Source organism: Collinsella sp. AM24-1 (assembly GCF_003470325.1).
In the GTDB taxonomy this organism is placed as follows: domain Bacteria; phylum Actinomycetota; class Coriobacteriia; order Coriobacteriales; family Coriobacteriaceae; genus Collinsella.
In genome coordinates, this window is record NZ_QRHM01000033.1 from 1 (window position 1) to 17,081 (window position 17,081).

The 17,081-nt window shown below is 58.6% G+C and carries 15 protein-coding genes, 1 tRNA gene and 1 pseudogene; 1 reads left to right on the plus strand and 16 read right to left on the minus strand.

The genetic code is table 11. From position 1 onward, the window contains the following. Positions 1 to 73 precede the first annotated feature (73 nt). The 12 genes from lysS to DW661_RS09485 all read right to left on the minus strand — a co-directional run bounded on the left by lysS (position 74) and on the right by DW661_RS09485 (position 10,039). Positions 74 to 2,038: a lysine--tRNA ligase gene (gene lysS, locus DW661_RS09430; protein ID WP_118935423.1), complete on the minus strand. Its 1,965-nt coding sequence runs from the start codon at positions 2,036 to 2,038 to the stop codon at positions 74 to 76. Between the two features lie 79 nt (positions 2,039 to 2,117). Further along, positions 2,118 to 2,588 (minus strand): transcription elongation factor GreA, encoded by a 471-nt coding sequence (greA, locus tag DW661_RS09435; protein ID WP_006234960.1) that lies wholly within the window; start codon positions 2,586 to 2,588, stop codon positions 2,118 to 2,120. A gap of 106 nt (positions 2,589 to 2,694) precedes the next feature. Then, positions 2,695 to 2,970 carry a twin-arginine translocase TatA/TatE family subunit gene (gene tatA, locus DW661_RS09440; RefSeq protein WP_022094895.1) on the minus strand — a complete coding sequence of 92 codons (276 nt, stop codon included), beginning with the start codon at positions 2,968 to 2,970 and terminating at the stop codon, positions 2,695 to 2,697. A gap of 112 nt (positions 2,971 to 3,082) precedes the next feature. Then, a tRNA-Pro gene (locus DW661_RS09445) sits at positions 3,083 to 3,159 on the minus strand. Between the two features lie 49 nt (positions 3,160 to 3,208). Next, positions 3,209 to 4,105, minus strand: coding sequence for a 4-(cytidine 5'-diphospho)-2-C-methyl-D-erythritol kinase (gene ispE, locus DW661_RS09450; protein WP_233547495.1), 897 nt, complete (start codon positions 4,103 to 4,105; stop codon positions 3,209 to 3,211). 2 nt (positions 4,106 to 4,107) lie between these two features. Next, complete coding sequence (locus tag DW661_RS09455; protein ID WP_006234957.1) at positions 4,108 to 4,404, minus strand: Veg family protein; 297 nt, start codon at positions 4,402 to 4,404, stop codon at positions 4,108 to 4,110. Between the two features lie 123 nt (positions 4,405 to 4,527). Next, positions 4,528 to 4,974, minus strand: coding sequence for a D-aminoacyl-tRNA deacylase (dtd, locus tag DW661_RS09460; RefSeq protein ID WP_118935424.1), 447 nt, complete (start codon positions 4,972 to 4,974; stop codon positions 4,528 to 4,530). Positions 4,975 to 4,977: 3 nt separating this feature from the next. After that, complete coding sequence (rdgB, locus tag DW661_RS09465) at positions 4,978 to 5,619, minus strand: RdgB/HAM1 family non-canonical purine NTP pyrophosphatase (RefSeq protein ID WP_117769305.1); 642 nt, start codon at positions 5,617 to 5,619, stop codon at positions 4,978 to 4,980. A 143-nt stretch (positions 5,620 to 5,762) separates the two neighbouring features. After that, on the minus strand, positions 5,763 to 6,488 hold the full coding sequence (rph, locus tag DW661_RS09470; RefSeq protein WP_117769303.1) for a ribonuclease PH: 726 nt from the start codon (positions 6,486 to 6,488) through the stop codon (positions 5,763 to 5,765). 53 nt (positions 6,489 to 6,541) lie between these two features. Then, entirely contained in the window at positions 6,542 to 7,426 is an 885-nt protein-coding gene (gene murI, locus DW661_RS09475; protein ID WP_117769301.1) for a glutamate racemase, read from the minus strand. Positions 7,427 to 7,479: 53 nt separating this feature from the next. Beyond that, positions 7,480 to 8,391: an HAD family hydrolase gene (locus tag DW661_RS09480; RefSeq protein WP_117769299.1), complete on the minus strand. Its 912-nt coding sequence runs from the start codon at positions 8,389 to 8,391 to the stop codon at positions 7,480 to 7,482. 130 nt (positions 8,392 to 8,521) lie between these two features. Next, positions 8,522 to 10,039, minus strand: a complete 1,518-nt coding sequence (locus DW661_RS09485) for a Mur ligase family protein (RefSeq protein ID WP_117646049.1) — start codon at positions 10,037 to 10,039, stop codon at positions 8,522 to 8,524. A gap of 617 nt (positions 10,040 to 10,656) precedes the next feature. Here DW661_RS09485 and asnB point away from each other — a divergent pair. Beyond that, on the plus strand, positions 10,657 to 12,570 hold the full coding sequence (asnB, locus tag DW661_RS09495; RefSeq protein ID WP_233502307.1) for an asparagine synthase (glutamine-hydrolyzing): 1,914 nt from the start codon (positions 10,657 to 10,659) through the stop codon (positions 12,568 to 12,570). On the opposite strand, the pseudogene DW661_RS09500 reads toward asnB, so the two are convergent. The 4 genes and pseudogenes from DW661_RS09500 to tet form a co-directional block, all read right to left on the minus strand. Beyond that, positions 12,519 to 12,710, minus strand: a pseudogene (locus DW661_RS09500) (cysteine-rich VLP domain-containing protein); the annotation flags it as partial. The gene asnB and the pseudogene DW661_RS09500 sit on opposite strands and share 52 nt — an antisense overlap. Continuing rightward, positions 12,707 to 14,173, minus strand: a complete 1,467-nt coding sequence (gene mobQ, locus DW661_RS09505) for a MobQ family relaxase (RefSeq protein WP_021631986.1) — start codon at positions 14,171 to 14,173, stop codon at positions 12,707 to 12,709. The pseudogene DW661_RS09500 and the gene mobQ, both read right to left, overlap by 4 nt. After that, entirely contained in the window at positions 14,174 to 14,467 is a 294-nt protein-coding gene (locus tag DW661_RS10180; protein WP_021631985.1) for a DUF3847 domain-containing protein, read from the minus strand. A gap of 300 nt (positions 14,468 to 14,767) precedes the next feature. Next, the gene (tet, locus tag DW661_RS09515; protein WP_118935425.1) at positions 14,768 to 16,705 is read right to left on the minus strand and encodes a TetM/TetW/TetO/TetS family tetracycline resistance ribosomal protection protein; all 1,938 of its coding nucleotides are present in this window, start codon (positions 16,703 to 16,705) and stop codon (positions 14,768 to 14,770) included. Between the last annotated feature and the right edge of the window lie 376 nt (positions 16,706 to 17,081).

The window sequence follows — 17,081 nt, forward strand, 5'->3', positions numbered from 1 at the left end:
TGAATGACAAATTGTCGCTCTGGGCGGCGCGCAGCGTCGAGCCGTTACGCGGTTCGTAGAACCGCGTAACCCCCTAGTACATCTTCGCGCCGGCAGGGATGGAAGCGTCGAGCTGAATCAGGTTGAGGCGCTCCTCGCCCTCCTCCTCGTGGATAGCGCTGATGAGCATGCCGCAGCTGGGAATGCCCATCATCTTGCGCGGAGGCAGGTTGGTGATGGCGAGCAAGGTCTTGCCGACCAGGTCCTCGGGCTCATAATAACCGTGAATGCCGGAGAGGATGGTGCGGTCGGTGCCAGTGCCGTCGTCGAGCGTAAAGTTCAGCAGCTTCTTGGACTTCTTGACGGCCTCGCACGCCTTGACCTTCACAGCGCGGAAATCGCTCTTGGAGAAGGTATCAAAGTCGACGAACTCCTCAAACAGCGGCTCGACGGCGATCTTGGAGTAATCAACCGTGGGCTTGAGCGGCTTGACGAACGGGCTCGCGGTGTTGCCGGCCTCGGCAGCCTTAGCGGCAGCGGCACCGGACTGGAAACCCTTCTCGGGCTTCATGTGCGGGAACAGTAGCACGTCGCGGATGGAAGCCTGGTTGGTGAGCAGCATGACCACGCGGTCGATACCGATGCCGATGCCGCCCGCGGGAGGCATACCGTACTCGAGGGCGCGCACGTAGTCCTCGTCGTACTCCATGGCCTCGTCATCGCCGCCAGCCTTCTCAGCCATCTGGGCGGCAAAGCGCTCGGCCTGGTCGACCGGGTCGTTGAGCTCGGAGAACGCGTTGGCGTACTCGTGACCGGCGATAACCAGCTCAAAGCGGTGCGTCAGGCGCGGGTCGTCCTCAAAGCGCTTGGCAAGCGGGCTGACCTCGATGGGGTAATCGCAAACGAACGTGGGGTTGACAATGGTGTCCTCGCCCAGCTCATCGTAGATCTCGGCGATAATCTTGCCGGCGGTCCACTCGGGCTTAATCTCCAGGCCCTTCTCGCGCGCGGCGGCAGCAAGCTCCTCGACCGGCGTGTCGATGGTGACCTGCTTGCCGAGCACGTCGGAAACGATGTCGGTCATGGGACGGCTGGCCCACTCACCAGAAAGGTCGATGGTCTGGCCCTGGTACTCGATGACCTCGGGGTTGCCGATGGCCTTGTTAGCCGCCTTAATGACACCCTGGGCGAGCGCCTTCATGCCCTCGAGGTCGGAGAAGGCACGATAGGCCTCCATCGTGGTGAACTCGGGGTTGTGGGTAAGGTCCATGCCCTCGTTACGGAAGATACGGCCGATCTCGAACACGCGCTCAAAACCGCCGACGATGCAGCGCTTGAGGTGCAGCTCGGTAGCAATGCGCAGGTAGCACTCCTGATCGAGCGCGTTGAAGTGCGTGATGAACGGCTTGGCAGTAGCGCCGCCCTGGATGGTCTGCAGGATGGGGGTCTCGACCTCCATGTAGCCGTCGGACTCCATAAAGCGACGGAAGGTGGAGAGAATCTGCGAACGCTTACGGAACGTCTCGCGAACGTCGTCGTTGGCGATCAGGTCAACATAGCGCTGGCGATAGCGGGTCTCCTTGTCGGAAAGACCGTGGAACTTCTCGGGCAGCGGACGAACGGCCTTGGCAAGCAGGGTCGCGCTCTTAGGGGCAACGGAAAGCTGGCCGCGCTGAGTGCGCACAACCACGCCGGTCACGCCCAGGATGTCGCCCAGGTCGAGGGACTTGAGCGTATTCCAGGCAGCCTCGTCCATGTCGTTGATGCGGCAGAACAGCTGAATCTCGGCAGTCGCATCGCGTACGACGATGAACATGATCTTGCCCTGACCGCGCTTGGCGACCACACGGCCGGCGATCTTCACGACGTCCTCGGTGTCCTCGCCATCGGCAAGCTCGGCGTACTTAGCCTCGATATCGGCAACGTAGTCCTCAAGCTCAGAGTGCTCGGGATAGGGGTTCTGGCCCGCCTCGAACAGGGCGGCGCGCTTGGCCAGGCGGGTGGCGCGCTCGTCGTTGAGCGTCGATGCCTGATCTGCGGCGTTCTGGTTCTCTGCCATAAGTTAACTCCTCAAACTAAAACGCTCCCCAGGATTCGGTCCCAGGGAGCGAAAACATACCTTTACGCGGGACCGTGGTCTAGCGTGCAATCTTGGCGATGGTGTAGACGCGAGTCTTGCCGGAAGGCGTAACGACCTCGACGGAGTCGCCCTCGCCGTGACCGATGATGGCGTGACCGACCGGAGACTCGTTGGAAATCTTGTGCTCGAGCGAGTTGGTCTCGGTGGTACCGACGAGCGTGACTTCCATGACCTCGCCGTTGGGATCAATCAGCGAAACGGTGGAACCGATGGAGACGGTCAGGTCGCCCGTGGTGGCAGCAACCTGAGCGTTGGCGAGGATGGCCTGGATCTCGGCAATACGAGCGGCGTTCTGGGCCTGCTTGTCCTTAGCGGCATCGTACTCGGAGTTCTCCGAAAGGTCGCCGAACGCGCGGGCTTCCTTGATGTCCTCGACGATCTCCTTGGCGTAATCGCCCTCACGCCAAGCGAGCTCCTCGACGAGCTTCTGGCGGCCCTCAGCGGTCAGTACGATCTGGCTTGCGTCCATACGGATATCTCCCCAACTCTGATCAAACAATCAACTGTCAACAAAACGAAAAAGACCGGCTAGCCTGCGGGCAAGCCGGTCAGGTGCTCACCCCAAAGGGATGGGACTACTCTGCGTCCGCGTCGCTGTCCTCTGCCTGCTTCTTCTTGGCAGCAGCGAGCTTGGCCTCGAGCTCAGCGATCTCCTTGTCCTCCTCGGACTGCTCGACCACGACCTCCTCGGCCTGCTTGGTCTCGGCCTTATCGTCGCCCTCCATACCCTCGCGGATATTCTTGACGGTAGAGCCGAGGGACTTGCCGAGCTTCGGCAGGTTCTTGGGCCCGAAGATAATCAGGACAACGACGAGAATAATGATGAGCTCAGGAGCCCTCAGTCCAAACATGTAGACCTCCACAATACAGCGAGACAAGCTCGAATGAGTATACCGCGGGTATCGCGGTATCACAACAATAGCTAAAAAAAGGGACCGCAAGAAGCGGTCCCTCCTCATGCTCTGGTCGGGTTGACTGGATTTGAACCAGCGACCCCTGCGTCCCGAACGCAGTGCTCTACCAAACTGAGCCACAACCCGTTAGCTCGACTATAGTAACAAAGATTTCCGTCGTGTGCTAGAGAAATTTTTACTTCTTTGGCACTTCGATGCGAACCGTGTTGGGAATGAGCTCCGTCGCGCAGGACCACCAGCCGTTTTGCAGGGCAGCGTCGGCAAGCCCCTCAGCCGTGGCGACGGTGTCGCAAATGGCAAACGAGCAGGCGCCCGATCCGCACACATCTACAGCAACGGTGCCGCCTTGTTTACGCAGCCAATCGAGAACCGTTTGTATCTGAGGCTCCATCTGTGCGGAAATGACACCCAGGTTGTTATGGATGAGCGCATATGCCGTCTCGGCATCACCAGCACGCAAGGCAGAAGCTATCGCGCCGGGCTTGTCTGCAGGCACCGGGGCCTCGTCAAAGCGCCGATACGCTTCAACCGTTGAAACGCTCGCCTCGCGCGGTTTGACCAATACGACGGGTGTCGCCGGAAGCGCAGGATACTCAGTGGCCAGTACGTCTCCCCCGCCCACGTAGAATGCGGGACTCGCGTGCAGAAAGAACGGCACGTCGGCGCCAATGCCGCGGGCGATGTCATCGAGCGCGGGGTCAGTGCGATCGATGCCCCAGAGCTCCGCCAAGGCGACAATGACCGCGGCCGCATCCGTCGAGGGGCCGCCCAGGCCGGCGCATAGCGGAATGCGCTTTTCGATCGTAACGCATACGTTGGCGTCGCGACCATAATGCTCGGCCATAGCAACCGCAGCCCGATACGCCGTATTCTTTTGCATGGGAAAATCTGATGCCGGAACCGTCTGGACGGTCAGCGCCGACGCAGGCGCGACCGTCACGGTATCGGCAAGACCGACGGCTGCCATCAGGGAATCAACCTTATGGTAGCCGCGGGCGTCGCGCTCGGTATGAACCCCCAGATAGAGGTTGATCTTTGCCGGCGCGGAAAGGGTCAGGGACCAATCGGTCACCGCTAGTGCTCCTCGAGCTGATTGCCGAGCGGGGTAAAAATGTGCTCGCCGCTCTCGGGGTCGAACAGCTCGACCTGCCCGGTGAGGACATCGATATACTGGTAGGACTGGCGCGACTTGCGGCCGCGGCGCTCGTCAACCTCGACGATAAAGACAGCGGGGTGGACGCTCTTGATGGTGCCCATGCGCTCGACGACGCGGGTGCGGCCCATGTTGGCCTTCACCTTGACGCGATCGCCCACCATATCGGTCAGCTTCTCGTGGATGTCGTCGACGTGATTGACTTCCATCTCTTCCATGAACAGGGCCTCCAGAAGGTGCAATTCAAAAAGGGGATAATACCCCTAAGATAGACAAAACTCTAATACTATAGCACCCTGCTGTCACCATACGCAAGTCGAATCTCTACTTATATGCGTAACCTAAAGGTTGTCAGTGTCCAGAACGATGGTAAAGGGGCCGTCGTTGACGAGGCTGACCTTCATGTCGGCTCCGAAGATGCCGTGCGCCACATGCTCGACGTCTTCGCGCACCAGCGCCAGGAAGTACTCATAGAGCTCGTTGGCCACATCGGGCGCGCCGGCATCCGTAAAGGACGGGCGGCGGCCATGACGGCAATCGGCAAACAGCGTGAATTGCGACACCACGAGCACCTCACCGTCGACATCGGCAAGCGCCAGATTGGTCTTGCCGTTCTCGTCCTCGTTAATGCGCAGGCCCCGGAGCTTGCTCCACAGCTTATCGGCCTCGGCGCGTGTATCACCATGGCCCACGCCCAGCAGTACCAGGTAACCGCGGCCAATCTTTCCCACACACTCGCCGTCGACCGTCACGCCGGCATTGAGCACGCGCTGCACCACCGCACGCACGGCCTACTCCTCGCCCGTCAGCTTGGCAGACAGGTGCTCGAGCGCATGGAAGCGATGACTAATGGCGTTCTTCTCGTCCGCCGTGAGCTCGGCCATGGTCTTGCCCGGCGTGTCGAGCGGCAGGAACAGCGGGTCATAGCCAAAGCCATGGTCACCGCGGCCCTCATGCGCGATAACGCCTTCACAGGTGCCCTCGCCATAGGTGACCAGGCCGTCCGTGTCGATAAGCGCGACGACGCTCATAAAACGCGCGGTGCGGTCCTCGTCGGCCACGCCCTCCAGATTCACGAGGAGCTTGGCGTTGTTGGCGGCATCGTCGCCGTGCACGCCCGCATAGCGTGCGCTGTACACGCCCGGCTCACCGTCCAGGGCATCAACGACCAGGCCAGAATCGTCGGCGATGGCCATAAGCCCCGTCTCCTCTACCGCGGCTTGCGCCTTGATGATGGCGTTCTCCAAAAACGTCGTACCGTTTTCCTCGGGGTCCTCAAAATCACCCAGCTGACCCAACGCCACAAAGCGCACCTCAGGCATGACCTTGCCCAGAATGGCCTCGATCTCGGTGAGCTTATGGGCATTGCCCGTTGCCACGACGATGGTCGCTGCCGGGTCGAGGGTGTCGATGTCGATCTTCTCAAGTGCCATGAGTGGTCTCCTTGTCTCTATAGCAATGCCGCGCCGAGGGCGACGAGGGCCTCCGCCTCTCCCCTCTCAATCAACGGCAGTCTTATACTTCGACGTTTTCCCAGATAAAACCTGCCAAAATAAACCTGTCCCTTTTTGGCAGGTTAGGCGAGGGCCTGGCGCTGAAGCTCGATGAGCTCGGCGATGCCCTTGTCGCCCAAGTCGAGCAGGGCGTTGAGACGCTTGCGGTCGAAGGGCGCTTGCTCGCCGGTGCCCTGGAGCTCAATCATCTCGCCGGTGTCGGTAGCGACAAGATTCATGTCGACCTCGGCGTGGCTGTCCTCGGAATAATCCAAGTCGAGCAGGGTGTTGCCGTCGACGACGCCCATGGAAATAGCGGCAACCTGACCGGTAAGCGGAATGCGCTCGATCTTGCCGGCCTCGACCCACATAGCAAGGGCGTCGTGCAGCGCCACCCAGGCACCGGTAATGCTCGCCGTACGCGTGCCGCCATCCGCCTGGATCACATCGCAGTCGACGGTGACGGTGTACTCGCCGAGCGCCTTCATGTTGACGACGGTGCGCAGGCTGCGGCCGATGAGGCGTTCGATCTCCATGGAGCGGCCCTTACGCTTGGCGTACTCGCGCTTGCAACGCTTACCGGTCGATGCCGGCAGCATGGCATACTCTGCGGTTACCCAACCGGCCTTGGCACCCTTGCGCCAGCCCGGCACGCCATCCTCGATGGTGGCGGCGCACAGCACGCGCGTGTCGCCAAACTCTGCCAGGCACGAGCCGTGGGCGTGCTTCATGACGCCGCGGGTGAGCTTAACGGGACGCAGCTCGTTTGCGGCGCGGCCGTTGGCGCGGTTGACCTGCATATATTCCATGGAACTATCCTTTCGGCAAAAGATGTGGCGAAGACTCCGGCGACATTGTGTGCCTAACCGAGTTCGTCGATATCGACATGCTCGATGCTTTTGAGCGGCTGGCCAAAGATAAAGCTGCCCGCCACCGCAAACTCGGCAATGTTGTCGGACGTGGTGGCAAAGCGATGCTGCGGCTCGGCGGTGTTGCCCGCCAGCTGCTCACGGCGCGTGAGGATATCGGTCAGCTCGCGGGTGGTCTCCTCGGCGGAGCTCACCACGCGCACCCCGGGCCCCAACGCATGACGGATGGGGCCCACCAGCAACGGAAAGTGCGTACAGCCGAGCACCACGGTATCGATGCCACGATCGTGCAGTGGCTCGACTGTGGCGTTGACCAGCGCGCGAACGGCTGGCGTATCAAAAATATCCTCGTTCTCGAGCCATTGCTCCTGCAGATGCGCGCCCGAGGCGAGCTCGTGCTCGACAACCTCGACAAAGCTCGAGGCAGGGCAGCCATACACGTCCACGCCGGCATCCAAGTCCTGGATGGCGCGCGTGTAGGCGCCCGAGCGGATGGTGAGGTTGGTGGCGAGCACGCCCACACGGCGCGTGCGGGTGCTGTTGATGGCGGCACGCGCGCCCGGCGCGATTACGCCAATCACGGGGACATCGAGCACCTGCTGAGCCAGGCGAAGCGCCGCTGCCGTCGCCGTATTGCAGGCGATGACCATGATCTTGACGTCGTGTCTCGAAAGCCAGCGCCCCGCCTGTAGCGCAAACGAGCGCACCTCGTCCTCGGTGCGGGTGCCGTAAGGGCAGCGCTTGGTATCGCCAAAGTAGTAGACGGACTCGTGCGGAAGCGCCGTCGCAATCGCGCGCGCAACCGTCAAGCCGCCCAGACCCGAGTCGAACACGCCGATGGGGCGCGTATCACCGGCCAGATTCTCGATATCGGACATTACCTCACCAGATTCTCTCTCGAAAAGATATGGCCAAGCGTAACGGCACTGCGCTATGAACGGGCCGCGACGAGCAGCTCCGCCGTCGCCGCCCAGCCGTCAACGATCCTGCCGCGCGTGACAAAGGCGTTATCGCAGGACGCAAGAAACTCGGACGCGCCGGCGCTGGTCAGACCGTTCTCGACCAGGCAGAACGTGCCCACGTGGTCGGCCATGTAGAAATCAGACTCGGAATCGCCGAGTGCCAGCGTCTCGTCGCGCTCGATGCCCAGATGCTCGCAGAAACGCGCGACCGCCACGCCCTTGTCGAGACCCGACGGATTGATGTTAAAGGCACGACCGTCCTCGACGCGATCGAGCTCGAGGGTCGTCGGCTTGGACAGATGAGTCAAGTGGCCGTTGCAGGCCCAGACCAGACCGCAGCCGGCCTCGTCGAGGATGGCCTGCGCCTCGTCATCGGGAATATCGCCGCGCATGCCGACGGTGACCTCGCGGTACTTATAGCCAGTCGACATGTCGTTGTGGTACTCGATCTTGTGCGGCCAGCGAGCGAGAATCTTCTCGCACACGCCGGTCTGCTCAATCACCTGGTGCGGCGTAAGGCCGCAGGCGGGGTCGTAAGGCATGTCGCCGGTCAGATACTCCCAGTCGTTGGCCTTGAGGTCGTACATGACCAGACCACCCATCTCGCCAATGTAGGAGTTGAGGCCGAGCACGCGGGCATCTTCGTGGATCATGGTGCGGTTGCGACCCGAGGTGGGAATTACCTGGATGCCAGCGCGGGCAAGCGCCACGACGGCCTCGACGAGCTTGGTCGAGGGATTGCCGTCGTTGTCGCGCAGCACGCACGAGCCGGGCGCGAGCATCGTGGCGTCCAGATCGGTAAAGACATACTTGACCTTGGCAAGGCGCTCGCGCATCTCGCCCGAAAGCTCGGCAACGGTCGGCAGGATGTTGTGGGACATGGTCACTCCATTTATTACGTAGAAAAGACTTAATCTTGGTACCGCGTTTTCCCTAAGGTGAACACGCTTGAGAGGCACCGCATCATCGGGCGTCGATGATTCGCAAACGCCATCCCAAAGGCAGCGGCGCTTAGGCGTCGTACGCCGCAAGGATGCGCTTGAGAACCGAGCCATCACGCTCGCAGGGCTCGGGTCCGTTCTTGCGCAGCATGCACTCCTCCTCGCCCTTGCCGGTCACGATAACCACAGCGGGGCGGTCGGTCTCGCGCACGGCCGTCTCGATAGCGGCGGCGCGGTCGCACACGATCTGCCAGCTATCGTTTCCCTGCGCCTGGACATTGCGCGCGATCTCGGCGCAGATGTCCTCGACGTCCTCGGGGCCCGGGTCATCCTCGGTAATCACGATGCGATCGGCGTACTTGCCGGCAGCGATACCCATCGTAGTACGGCGATCGACACCCTTGCCTCCCGTTGCACCAAAGACAACCGCCAGCTCGCGCTCGGGATAGTTCTCGCGCAGGTCGCGCAAAAGCGTCTCGAGGCTCATGCCGTTGTGCGCATAGTCAACGACGCCCAAAATCTTGCCCGATACAGACGGATAGAGCTCCATGCGACCGGGAACAAAGACGCCCTCAAAGCCATGGACGATGCCCTCTTCGGAAATGCCGAGGGCCTCGGCACAGGCAATGGCGGCAAGCGCATTGGACACGTTGAACTTGACGGGCGTGGGGATCACGATGTCACGCGTAAAGCGCGGCGTGCGGACCGTGGCGATCACGCCGCAATCGCCGTTGCGAATGGCCAACGCACGCACGTCGGCGCGTCCATCGGTCAGCGAGAACGTCACCGTGCGCTCGCAGCGGGACGCCGCCTCGAGCACGCGGTCGACGTGGTCCATATCGAGGTTGACCACGGCAAAGCGGCTCTGCGAAAAAATCTTGAGCTTGCTGGCAAAGTAATCCTCGAGCGTGGGGTGCTCGATCGGCGAGATATGGTCCTCACCGATATTGGTAAAGGCGCCCACTTCAAAGTCAATCTTGCCCGTGCGCTCGTATTTGAGGCCCTGGCTCGACGCCTCCATGACCAGCCACGGAGCGCCCGCCTCGGCGGCATGTGCGATACGCGACTGCAAAAGGAAGGACTCGGGGGTCGTTAGCTTAGAAGGACCGACCTCGATACCGTCATCGAACTCGATACCCGTGTTGAGGGCTGGTCGATGACGGCCCGTGAGCTTAGCCTCGTTGGCAAGAATGCCACGCAGATAAAAGCTGCAGGTCGACTTGCCCTTGGTGCCCGTAAAAGCGCAGACCTTCACCTTGCCCGAGGGATGACCGTAATAGGCGTCCGCCACCACAGCGAGCGTACGGCGGATATCGTTGACGATCACAGCGGGAATATCGACGTCGTAATCGACCTCGGACACGTACGCCACGGCGCCTTCGGCAATCGCCGAGACCAGATACTCGGGCTTGAACGCACGGCCCTTGCAGACAAACAATGTACCCGGACGCACCTGGCGCGAGTCGTCGGTCGCAAACTCGATGTGCTGGTCGCATAGAGTATCCGGCTTGGAAACAACAAGGGCCTCGGCCTCGAGCAGCTCCACATAGCGCATCAAAGCCAGCTTCTCCTTCGTCGTACCCGACATATAACGACCTTTCTCGCTAAACCTAACCTTAAAAGCAAAACCGTCCCAGATGAATCCGGTCGCGCCCCTGTATTATCAACCATCCTAATATGCCACCTGACCTTGCGAGTGTCTCAGCACCCTAAAAACTTGCAAGGACCAGCACACGGTTAATTCGAAATAACAAAACCCCCGCCCTACAAATGCGCGTGATGCGGGAATGACCAGTGAGTCTGTCATGCTCTACAAGGACACGTCGCTGCTTTCGAGCGTCGGCGTCATGGAACTCATGCTGTTCTCCAAAACCTCACGACCACCACGGGCAACATCACACCCTACATTTGCGCCGCACCCTACTATCTGGTTGTGACGATTCCGCTCATCCACGTCGTCACCAAGGTAGAGCACCGCCTTGCCAAGCGCGGCAAGCGCTAGCCCCTCTCGCGCTCTCACACACAGCAATCGTCGTAGCCGCGGCCCGCCGCTTCACCCAACGTGCGGGCCGTGGTTTTTCGGTCCCCTCGGCGCTTATGCCCCATCACGAAGCAAAAGATTGGCATGATAGTAAGGATTGATTGATATCGACTGCTGCAAACCTTGCGGCAGCGCACCTAAGCCGTCAGCAGAAAGGATCTTGCATGTGCGGTTTTGTCGGTTTTACCGGTACAGATGAACAGAGTGAGCTGGTTCTCACGGCCATGATGAATCGCATCATCCATCGCGGGCCGGATATGGGTGGCCAGCACATCGTCGATGACGTCGCCCTCGGCTTCCGCCGTCTTTCGATTCTCGACCTTTCCGAGGCTGGCGCTCAGCCCATGTCGAGCGATGACGGCAAGGTCACCATCGTCTTCAACGGCGAGATCTACAACTTCCAGGAGCTTCGCGCCGAGCTCGAGGCTGCCGGCTACGTCTTCCACTGCAACGCCGACACCGAGGTCCTGGTGCACGGCTACGAGGAGTGGGGCGAGGACCTGGTCAACCGCCTGCGCGGCATGTATGCGTTCGTGATTCACGACCAGAACAGGAACAAGCTCTTCGGCGCCCGTGACATCTTTGGCATCAAGCCGTTCTATTACTACCGGGCCTCCGACGGCTCGCTGCTGTTTGGCTCCGAGATCAAGAGCTTCCTGGACCACCCCAAGTTTGAGAAGGCCGTCAACCGCGACGCGCTGCGTCCCTACCTCACGCTGCAGTTCCCTGCCACGGAGGAGACGTTCTTTAAGGGCGTGTTCAAGCTTGCCCCCGCGCATTGCTTTACGTACGACCTTACGACCAACACTATGGATATCAAGCGCTACTGGAGCTGCGACTTTACCGATGACAACTCCAAGAGCTTCGAGGAGTACGTGGACGAGTGCGACAAGGTCGTGCACGAGAGCGTTGCCGCGCACCGCATCGCCGATGTTAAAGTTGGCTCGTTCCTCTCCGGCGGCGTCGACTCCAGCTACATTGCCGCCTGCCTCATGCCCGACACCACGTATTCCGTCGGCTTTGACTACAAGAACTTCAACGAGACCAACTACGCCGCCGAGCTTTCCGACAAGCTTGGCATTAAGAACGTGCGCAAGATGATCACCGCCGACGAGTTCTTCGACGCGCTACCCGATATCCAGTACCACATGGACGAGCCGCAATCGAACCTCTCCAGCGTGCCGCTGTACTATCTGGCACAGATGGCCGCCGAGGAAGTTACCGTCGTCCTTTCGGGCGAGGGCGCCGACGAGCTGTTTGCCGGCTACGAGTGGTACGAGGACACCCCCGAGATGCGATCCTTCAAGAAGCGCGTGCCGCTCGGCGTGCGCCGTGCCCTGGGCTCGCTCGTTCAGCATCTCCCCTACTTTAAGGGTCACAACTTCCTGACCAAGTGCGCCGAGGTCCCCGAGCGCTGGTACGTGGGCCAGGCAAAGGTGTTCGACCCGTCCGAGGTTGACGAGGTTCTCAAGCCAGCTTACGACACCGGCAAGAACGCCTCCGAAATGTGCGCAGAGTACTACAAGCAGGTCCCCGACTGCTGCGAGCTCTCTAAGAAGCAATATCTGGATATGAACATGTGGCTTCCGGGCGACATCCTGCTCAAGGCAGACAAGATGTGCATGGCGCACTCCCTGGAGCTCCGCGTTCCGTTCCTGGACAAAAAGGTCATGGAGTTCGCCGAGCATATTCCCGCCAACTACCGTGTCAACGAAGAGGGCTGCAAGCTTGTCCTGCGCCACGCCGCCAATCGCACGCTGCCCGATGAGTGGGCAACACGCAAGAAGGTTGGCTTCCCGGTGCCAGTTAAGTTCTGGCTGCGCGAGCAGAAATACTACGACTACGTCAAGGAGTACTTCACCGCACCGTGGTCTGCCGATTTCTTTGACACCGATGCGCTCATGAAGCTGCTCGACGATCACTTTGAGGGCCGCGCGCTCAACCAGCGCAAGATCTATACCACGCTGACGTTCCTCATTTGGTACAAGCGCTTCTTTATCGACGAGAACAAGGGCACCGAAGGCCCCTTGTCTGTTGGCAGGACGGCGGCGCGGAACCATTTACAGACCAGGGAATAGGTGATACTCTGGACGCAGACACAAGGCTCCCAGCCGTCATCAAGAGCAAGACAGTTGCCGCCGTCATAATTGCAGCAGTCATGCACCAGCCGCCGGACGGCTCGGTACTGCTGGTAGGTCAGTCGGGGAATGCCGTTCACCGCTCCACCTCCCGGCGTTTCTGCTGGGTCTGCTCCTGCTGGTGTATGGCAGCATCGGCGTTCCGCTTCACCTGTTGAAGCCGCCGCAAATCGTCTTGGATAGGCTTGTACTGCTCATACTCGGCTGTGTACTCCTGGTGAAGCCTCGCCTGTTCCTGTTCCCACGCATGAACGGGGATTTTACCAGCAGGGGAACGGTGCTTGTCCAGCTTCCGGCGGGCCATGTGGAACGTCCTCAACTCGTTCTCATGCTCCCTCTCGAATTTTTCCCGCTTGCCCTTCCACTTGATACCCTGCAACTCGTCATAGACGGGCTTGGTGTCTCGGTAGAGGTCAACAAGGCGAAGCAGTTCCTTCAATTCGTTCAGACGGTCACGCTTCGCTTTCATGGATGTGTTGATGGCCTCCGTTCGTTCACTCTGGGCGGCGATATGGGTCTCTAAATCTTCCAGCGTAGCGATGCCCCTCTCGGTCAGAAAATTGATGGCCTCGGCAAAACCTTTAAGATTTCCAATCCTGGCGTTGCGGCTCCATGCTCCGGCGTTCCGGCCCTCATAGTAGTCGGTCAGCAGGGCGGCAAGGGTCGGGGCCTGGGGCTTGCTCAATTCTTCTTTTATGGCCTTAATCCAATCCGTCAGGCCGGCGATTTTCTTCCGAATATCCCGCAGAATGTTGTTGGCCTTTTTTATCCAGCGGTTCAGATCGCCCTTGTCGGTGGGGATGCCCTTGGCCTCCATCTGGCGGACGGCCACGCCCTCATGGACGGTGGGCAGCAGGTCAAGGCCCTGACGCTCATAGGAGCGGTGGTCGATGCGGCAGGTCAGCCCCTTTTCCTCAAACTTGGCGTTCACCATAGCGGCCCACGCCTCCCGCCAATGTTCCAGTGTTTCCGGGCTTCCCCAGTCGGTAGTGGGAACAGCGTCAAAGAGGGGCTTGCCGTCCTCTCCCATGATGCGGTTCCCGTCCTCGTCCAGACGGTAGCGGCGGCGCTGCTTGCACCCCCATTTGCCGTCTGGCTCAATGGGCCGGATGGGGCAGAGAACATGAAAGTGCGGGTTAGGAATACCGCCGTCCTCCTTGTCCGGCTGGTGGATGGCAAAGTCGGCAATCATGCCCCGGCCCACAAGCTGCTCCGAAACAAATTGCCTTGCAAGAGCGATGTTTTCCTCCAATGAAAACTCGTTCTGCAAGGCAATGTCAAAGCTATATGCAAGCTGGGCTTTCTTGCCGCGCTCGGCCTTCTCCACGGCGTTCCAGAGGGTGGCGCGGTCTTGGTACTGGTTGGGGGCCTGGGGCGGCAGGAGAATGTCTGTGCAGACCACGCCGCCCTTGTGGGTGTAGTCGCTGACCTCGCCATAGTATTCGCTATACAATTTCTCCCCGGCTCGGTAGGCGGCGGACGTGACAACAGACTGTCCCGCGCTCCGTTTGACCTGGGTAACGTGGAGATGGAACAGGGCCAATTATCCGCTTTCCTGCTGGTCAGTGGCTTGGCTCACCAGGGCGGCAACTTCCGGCAGGGAAAAGACCTTTTCCATCAAAAGAAAAAAGGCCCTTTCGCTCATGCCGCGCACCTCCGGGGCGATACTCTCCACCGCTCCGCCACGGGTGATAAGTCGGTGGTTTCGCTTCTTCCTTTCGCCTTGGGTGTAGTAGCGGATGCGGTTCTCATACCGCTGGCCTCTGTGCTGGTACTGCTCCAACTTAGCGGTGGCCTCAGCATACTCTTTCTCTAATTCTTCGCGTGACTTGTCCATCGTGTTTGACCTCCTTCTTGGCAAAACAAAAGACCGTCTACCTGCTGTGTCGGGTAAACGGTCAAGGGTAACGGTATTCGGTTTTAGCCTCGCTGGAAAGGTGCAGACGCAGAGCGGATGTACCTTTCCAGCGAGGGCGCAGGGATAGCCGCAAAGCGGCGCAAGGGGCGCAGCCCCTTGTACGGAGCGGAGCGACGCAAACGGCCCGGACTTTCGGAAGTCCGGGCCGTAGCCTCGCAGAGCGCACGATACATGGTCGCAGACCATGTATAGAAGTGCGCCCTTTGTTCCAAAGGGATTTTATAAGTCCATCATTGATGGGAGAATTTTGTTGAACATATGGCGCACCTTATCAATCCGGGTGTTTGGGCGGCGTGGCTGAAAAACTGGTTCGCCGCTGGCGATTTGATACCCCTTCAATTCTGTTAAACAAACGCTTCTCCCGTTTGTATAAAAGGTGAGGTCATTGCGGTACTCTTGCACACAGCGGGCAGGGATTTCGCCAGTAAAAATCACCTCGCTGTTTTTAACCTGGGTCGTTTCAATACTCGCGCAATATTTTGGTGCGTCATGATAAGCTCTGGAGAGATATTCCTGCGGCGCATAGAGTGTAAAAGAAAGATATGGTTCCAATAGCTGCGTCCCCGCCTTTTTCAACACCTGCTCCAATACAATAGGTGCCAATGACCGAAAGTCTGCGGGAGTGCTGACCGGACTATAATAAAGCCCATACTCAAAACAGATTTTACAGTCCGTTACCTTCCATCCATACACGCCTTGTTCCAGACCGTAGCGGATACCATCCAATACAGCGTTTTGAAAACTCTGATTCAAGTACCCAACGGAAACTTTGCTCTCATACTGCACTCCGGTGCCAAGGGGGAGAGGGGTGACGGACAGCCCGATGGACGCCCAGAATGGATTGGGCGGCACTTCGATATGAATGGTGTGACTTACCGCTTTCAATGGCCTCTCCATATAGATGACGGCAGGTTCTTTTGCAGTTGTGTTGAGCTGATATTTTTCCACCAGAAGATCAGAGATAATTTCCAATTGTACCCGGCCCAAAAAGGAGAGAATGATCTCATGGGTCACAGCGTCTACTTCATAGCGCAGAAGCGGGTCGGTATCCGCAATTTCTGTCAAGGCGTTTAACAAGCGTTCCCTCTGTTCTGGTTTCTCTGGTGCAATTGCTGTCCGCAGCAAAGGGAGAGGATTGTCGCTCCACGTTTCACGGGGCAGCAGCAGTTTGTTTCCCAGCACATCATTCAGCCGCAAACTGTCGCAGGGTACAATGACGATCTCGCCCGCATGGGCAATCTCTGTTCGGACAATCTCACCCTTTGAGGGGATACGCATTTCCGTAATTTTCAGTTTTTCTTTCCCTGCCAAGGCTACGGAATCCCGCAAATGAAGCGTACCGCTATACAACCGCAGATAGGCAAGGCGTTGGCTCTGGTTTGCGTACTCAACTTTGAACACAGTTCCGCACAATTCAGAGCTGTTCTGCCCGGTGGGTGATTGGAATGTATCTGTGACCGCTTCAATGAGTTGTCGGATTCCCAAGTTTACCTTGGCACTGCCATGATAGACCGGAAACAGAGAGACGCTTTGGATTCTCCTGTTTTCCTCCCGCAGAAGTTCTTCTTTGTCCATTGGTTCTCCGGCAATATATTTCTCCAACAATTCATCACAGTCCGCAATCACGGTATCCCAATTCTCCAGCCCCATGTTTTCCATGATGGATATATCCGGGGAAAGCTGCACGTTCTGCTTAATAATCATATTTGCGGAGAGCTTATCTCGGATAGACTGATACACACCTGGCAGGTCAATCCCGTCCTGGTCGATTTTGTTAATAAAGATAACAGTTGGGATTTTCATTACTTGCAGAGCATGAAACAGAATACGGGTCTGCGCCTGAACGCCGTCTTTTGCAGAAACAACCAAAATCGCTCCGTCAAGAATGGCAAGGGAGCGATAGACCTCCGCTAAGAAATCCATATGCCCAGGAGTATCCACAATGTTGACCTTACAATCGTGCCACTGAAAGGAAGTGACCGCCGTTTGAATGGTGATTCCACGCTGCCGCTCTAAAAACATGGTGTCCGTTCTCGTTGTTCCCTGATCCACACTGCCGGGCGCCTCGATTGCTCCGCTGGTATATAACAAGCTCTCCGTCAAGGTCGTCTTACCTGCGTCTACATGAGCAAGAATGCCAATATTGATGATTTTCATATGATTGTCCTCCATACAAGGCCCAGAAGGGCGCAAAAATCCCCAGCGACAAATACTTTTACCGCTGGGGATGATAGGTAGGACACACATGAAAACTGCGGCCAAGGCTGGCCGTTGTCTATCACGATATGAAATGAAAAGGCAAAAGTATTCTTAAATTGGGTACAAAAACCAAGCCCTCTCCTTGAGGACGTTTGTCTTTGTTCCCATTATCAAATTTTATTTAAGAATACCTTGCCGCATATTGATAAACTCCTTTGCTTGGATTTTTATAGTATAGCATATCAAATTCCCAAAAGCAACCCTGTTAAGATAAATTTTTTCTGTCACTGCACCTCCCTTGATTCTCATCTTCATTGCAACAGCCTCAGGACTC

What these genes read in the sequence shown, in the direction of transcription:
- DW661_RS10180 (WP_021631985.1), bottom strand. Translation starts at nt 14,467, where the DNA reads ATGGACAAGTCACGCGAAGAATTAGAGAAAGAGTATGCTGAGGCCACC.
- DW661_RS09485 (WP_117646049.1), bottom strand. Translation starts at nt 10,039, where the DNA reads ATGTCGGGTACGACGAAGGAGAAGCTGGCTTTGATGCGCTATGTGGAG.
- greA (WP_006234960.1), bottom strand. Translation starts at nt 2,588, where the DNA reads ATGGACGCAAGCCAGATCGTACTGACCGCTGAGGGCCGCCAGAAGCTC.
- DW661_RS09455 (WP_006234957.1), bottom strand. Translation starts at nt 4,404, where the DNA reads ATGGAAGAGATGGAAGTCAATCACGTCGACGACATCCACGAGAAGCTG.
- rph (WP_117769303.1), bottom strand. Translation starts at nt 6,488, where the DNA reads ATGGAATATATGCAGGTCAACCGCGCCAACGGCCGCGCCGCAAACGAG.
- rdgB (WP_117769305.1), bottom strand. Translation starts at nt 5,619, where the DNA reads ATGGCACTTGAGAAGATCGACATCGACACCCTCGACCCGGCAGCGACC.
- murI (WP_117769301.1), bottom strand. Translation starts at nt 7,426, where the DNA reads ATGTCCGATATCGAGAATCTGGCCGGTGATACGCGCCCCATCGGCGTG.
- lysS (WP_118935423.1), bottom strand. Translation starts at nt 2,038, where the DNA reads ATGGCAGAGAACCAGAACGCCGCAGATCAGGCATCGACGCTCAACGAC.
- asnB (WP_233502307.1), top strand. Translation starts at nt 10,657, where the DNA reads ATGTGCGGTTTTGTCGGTTTTACCGGTACAGATGAACAGAGTGAGCTG.
- tatA (WP_022094895.1), bottom strand. Translation starts at nt 2,970, where the DNA reads ATGTTTGGACTGAGGGCTCCTGAGCTCATCATTATTCTCGTCGTTGTC.
- DW661_RS09480 (WP_117769299.1), bottom strand. Translation starts at nt 8,391, where the DNA reads ATGTCCCACAACATCCTGCCGACCGTTGCCGAGCTTTCGGGCGAGATG.
- tet (WP_118935425.1), bottom strand. Translation starts at nt 16,705, where the DNA reads ATGAAAATCATCAATATTGGCATTCTTGCTCATGTAGACGCAGGTAAG.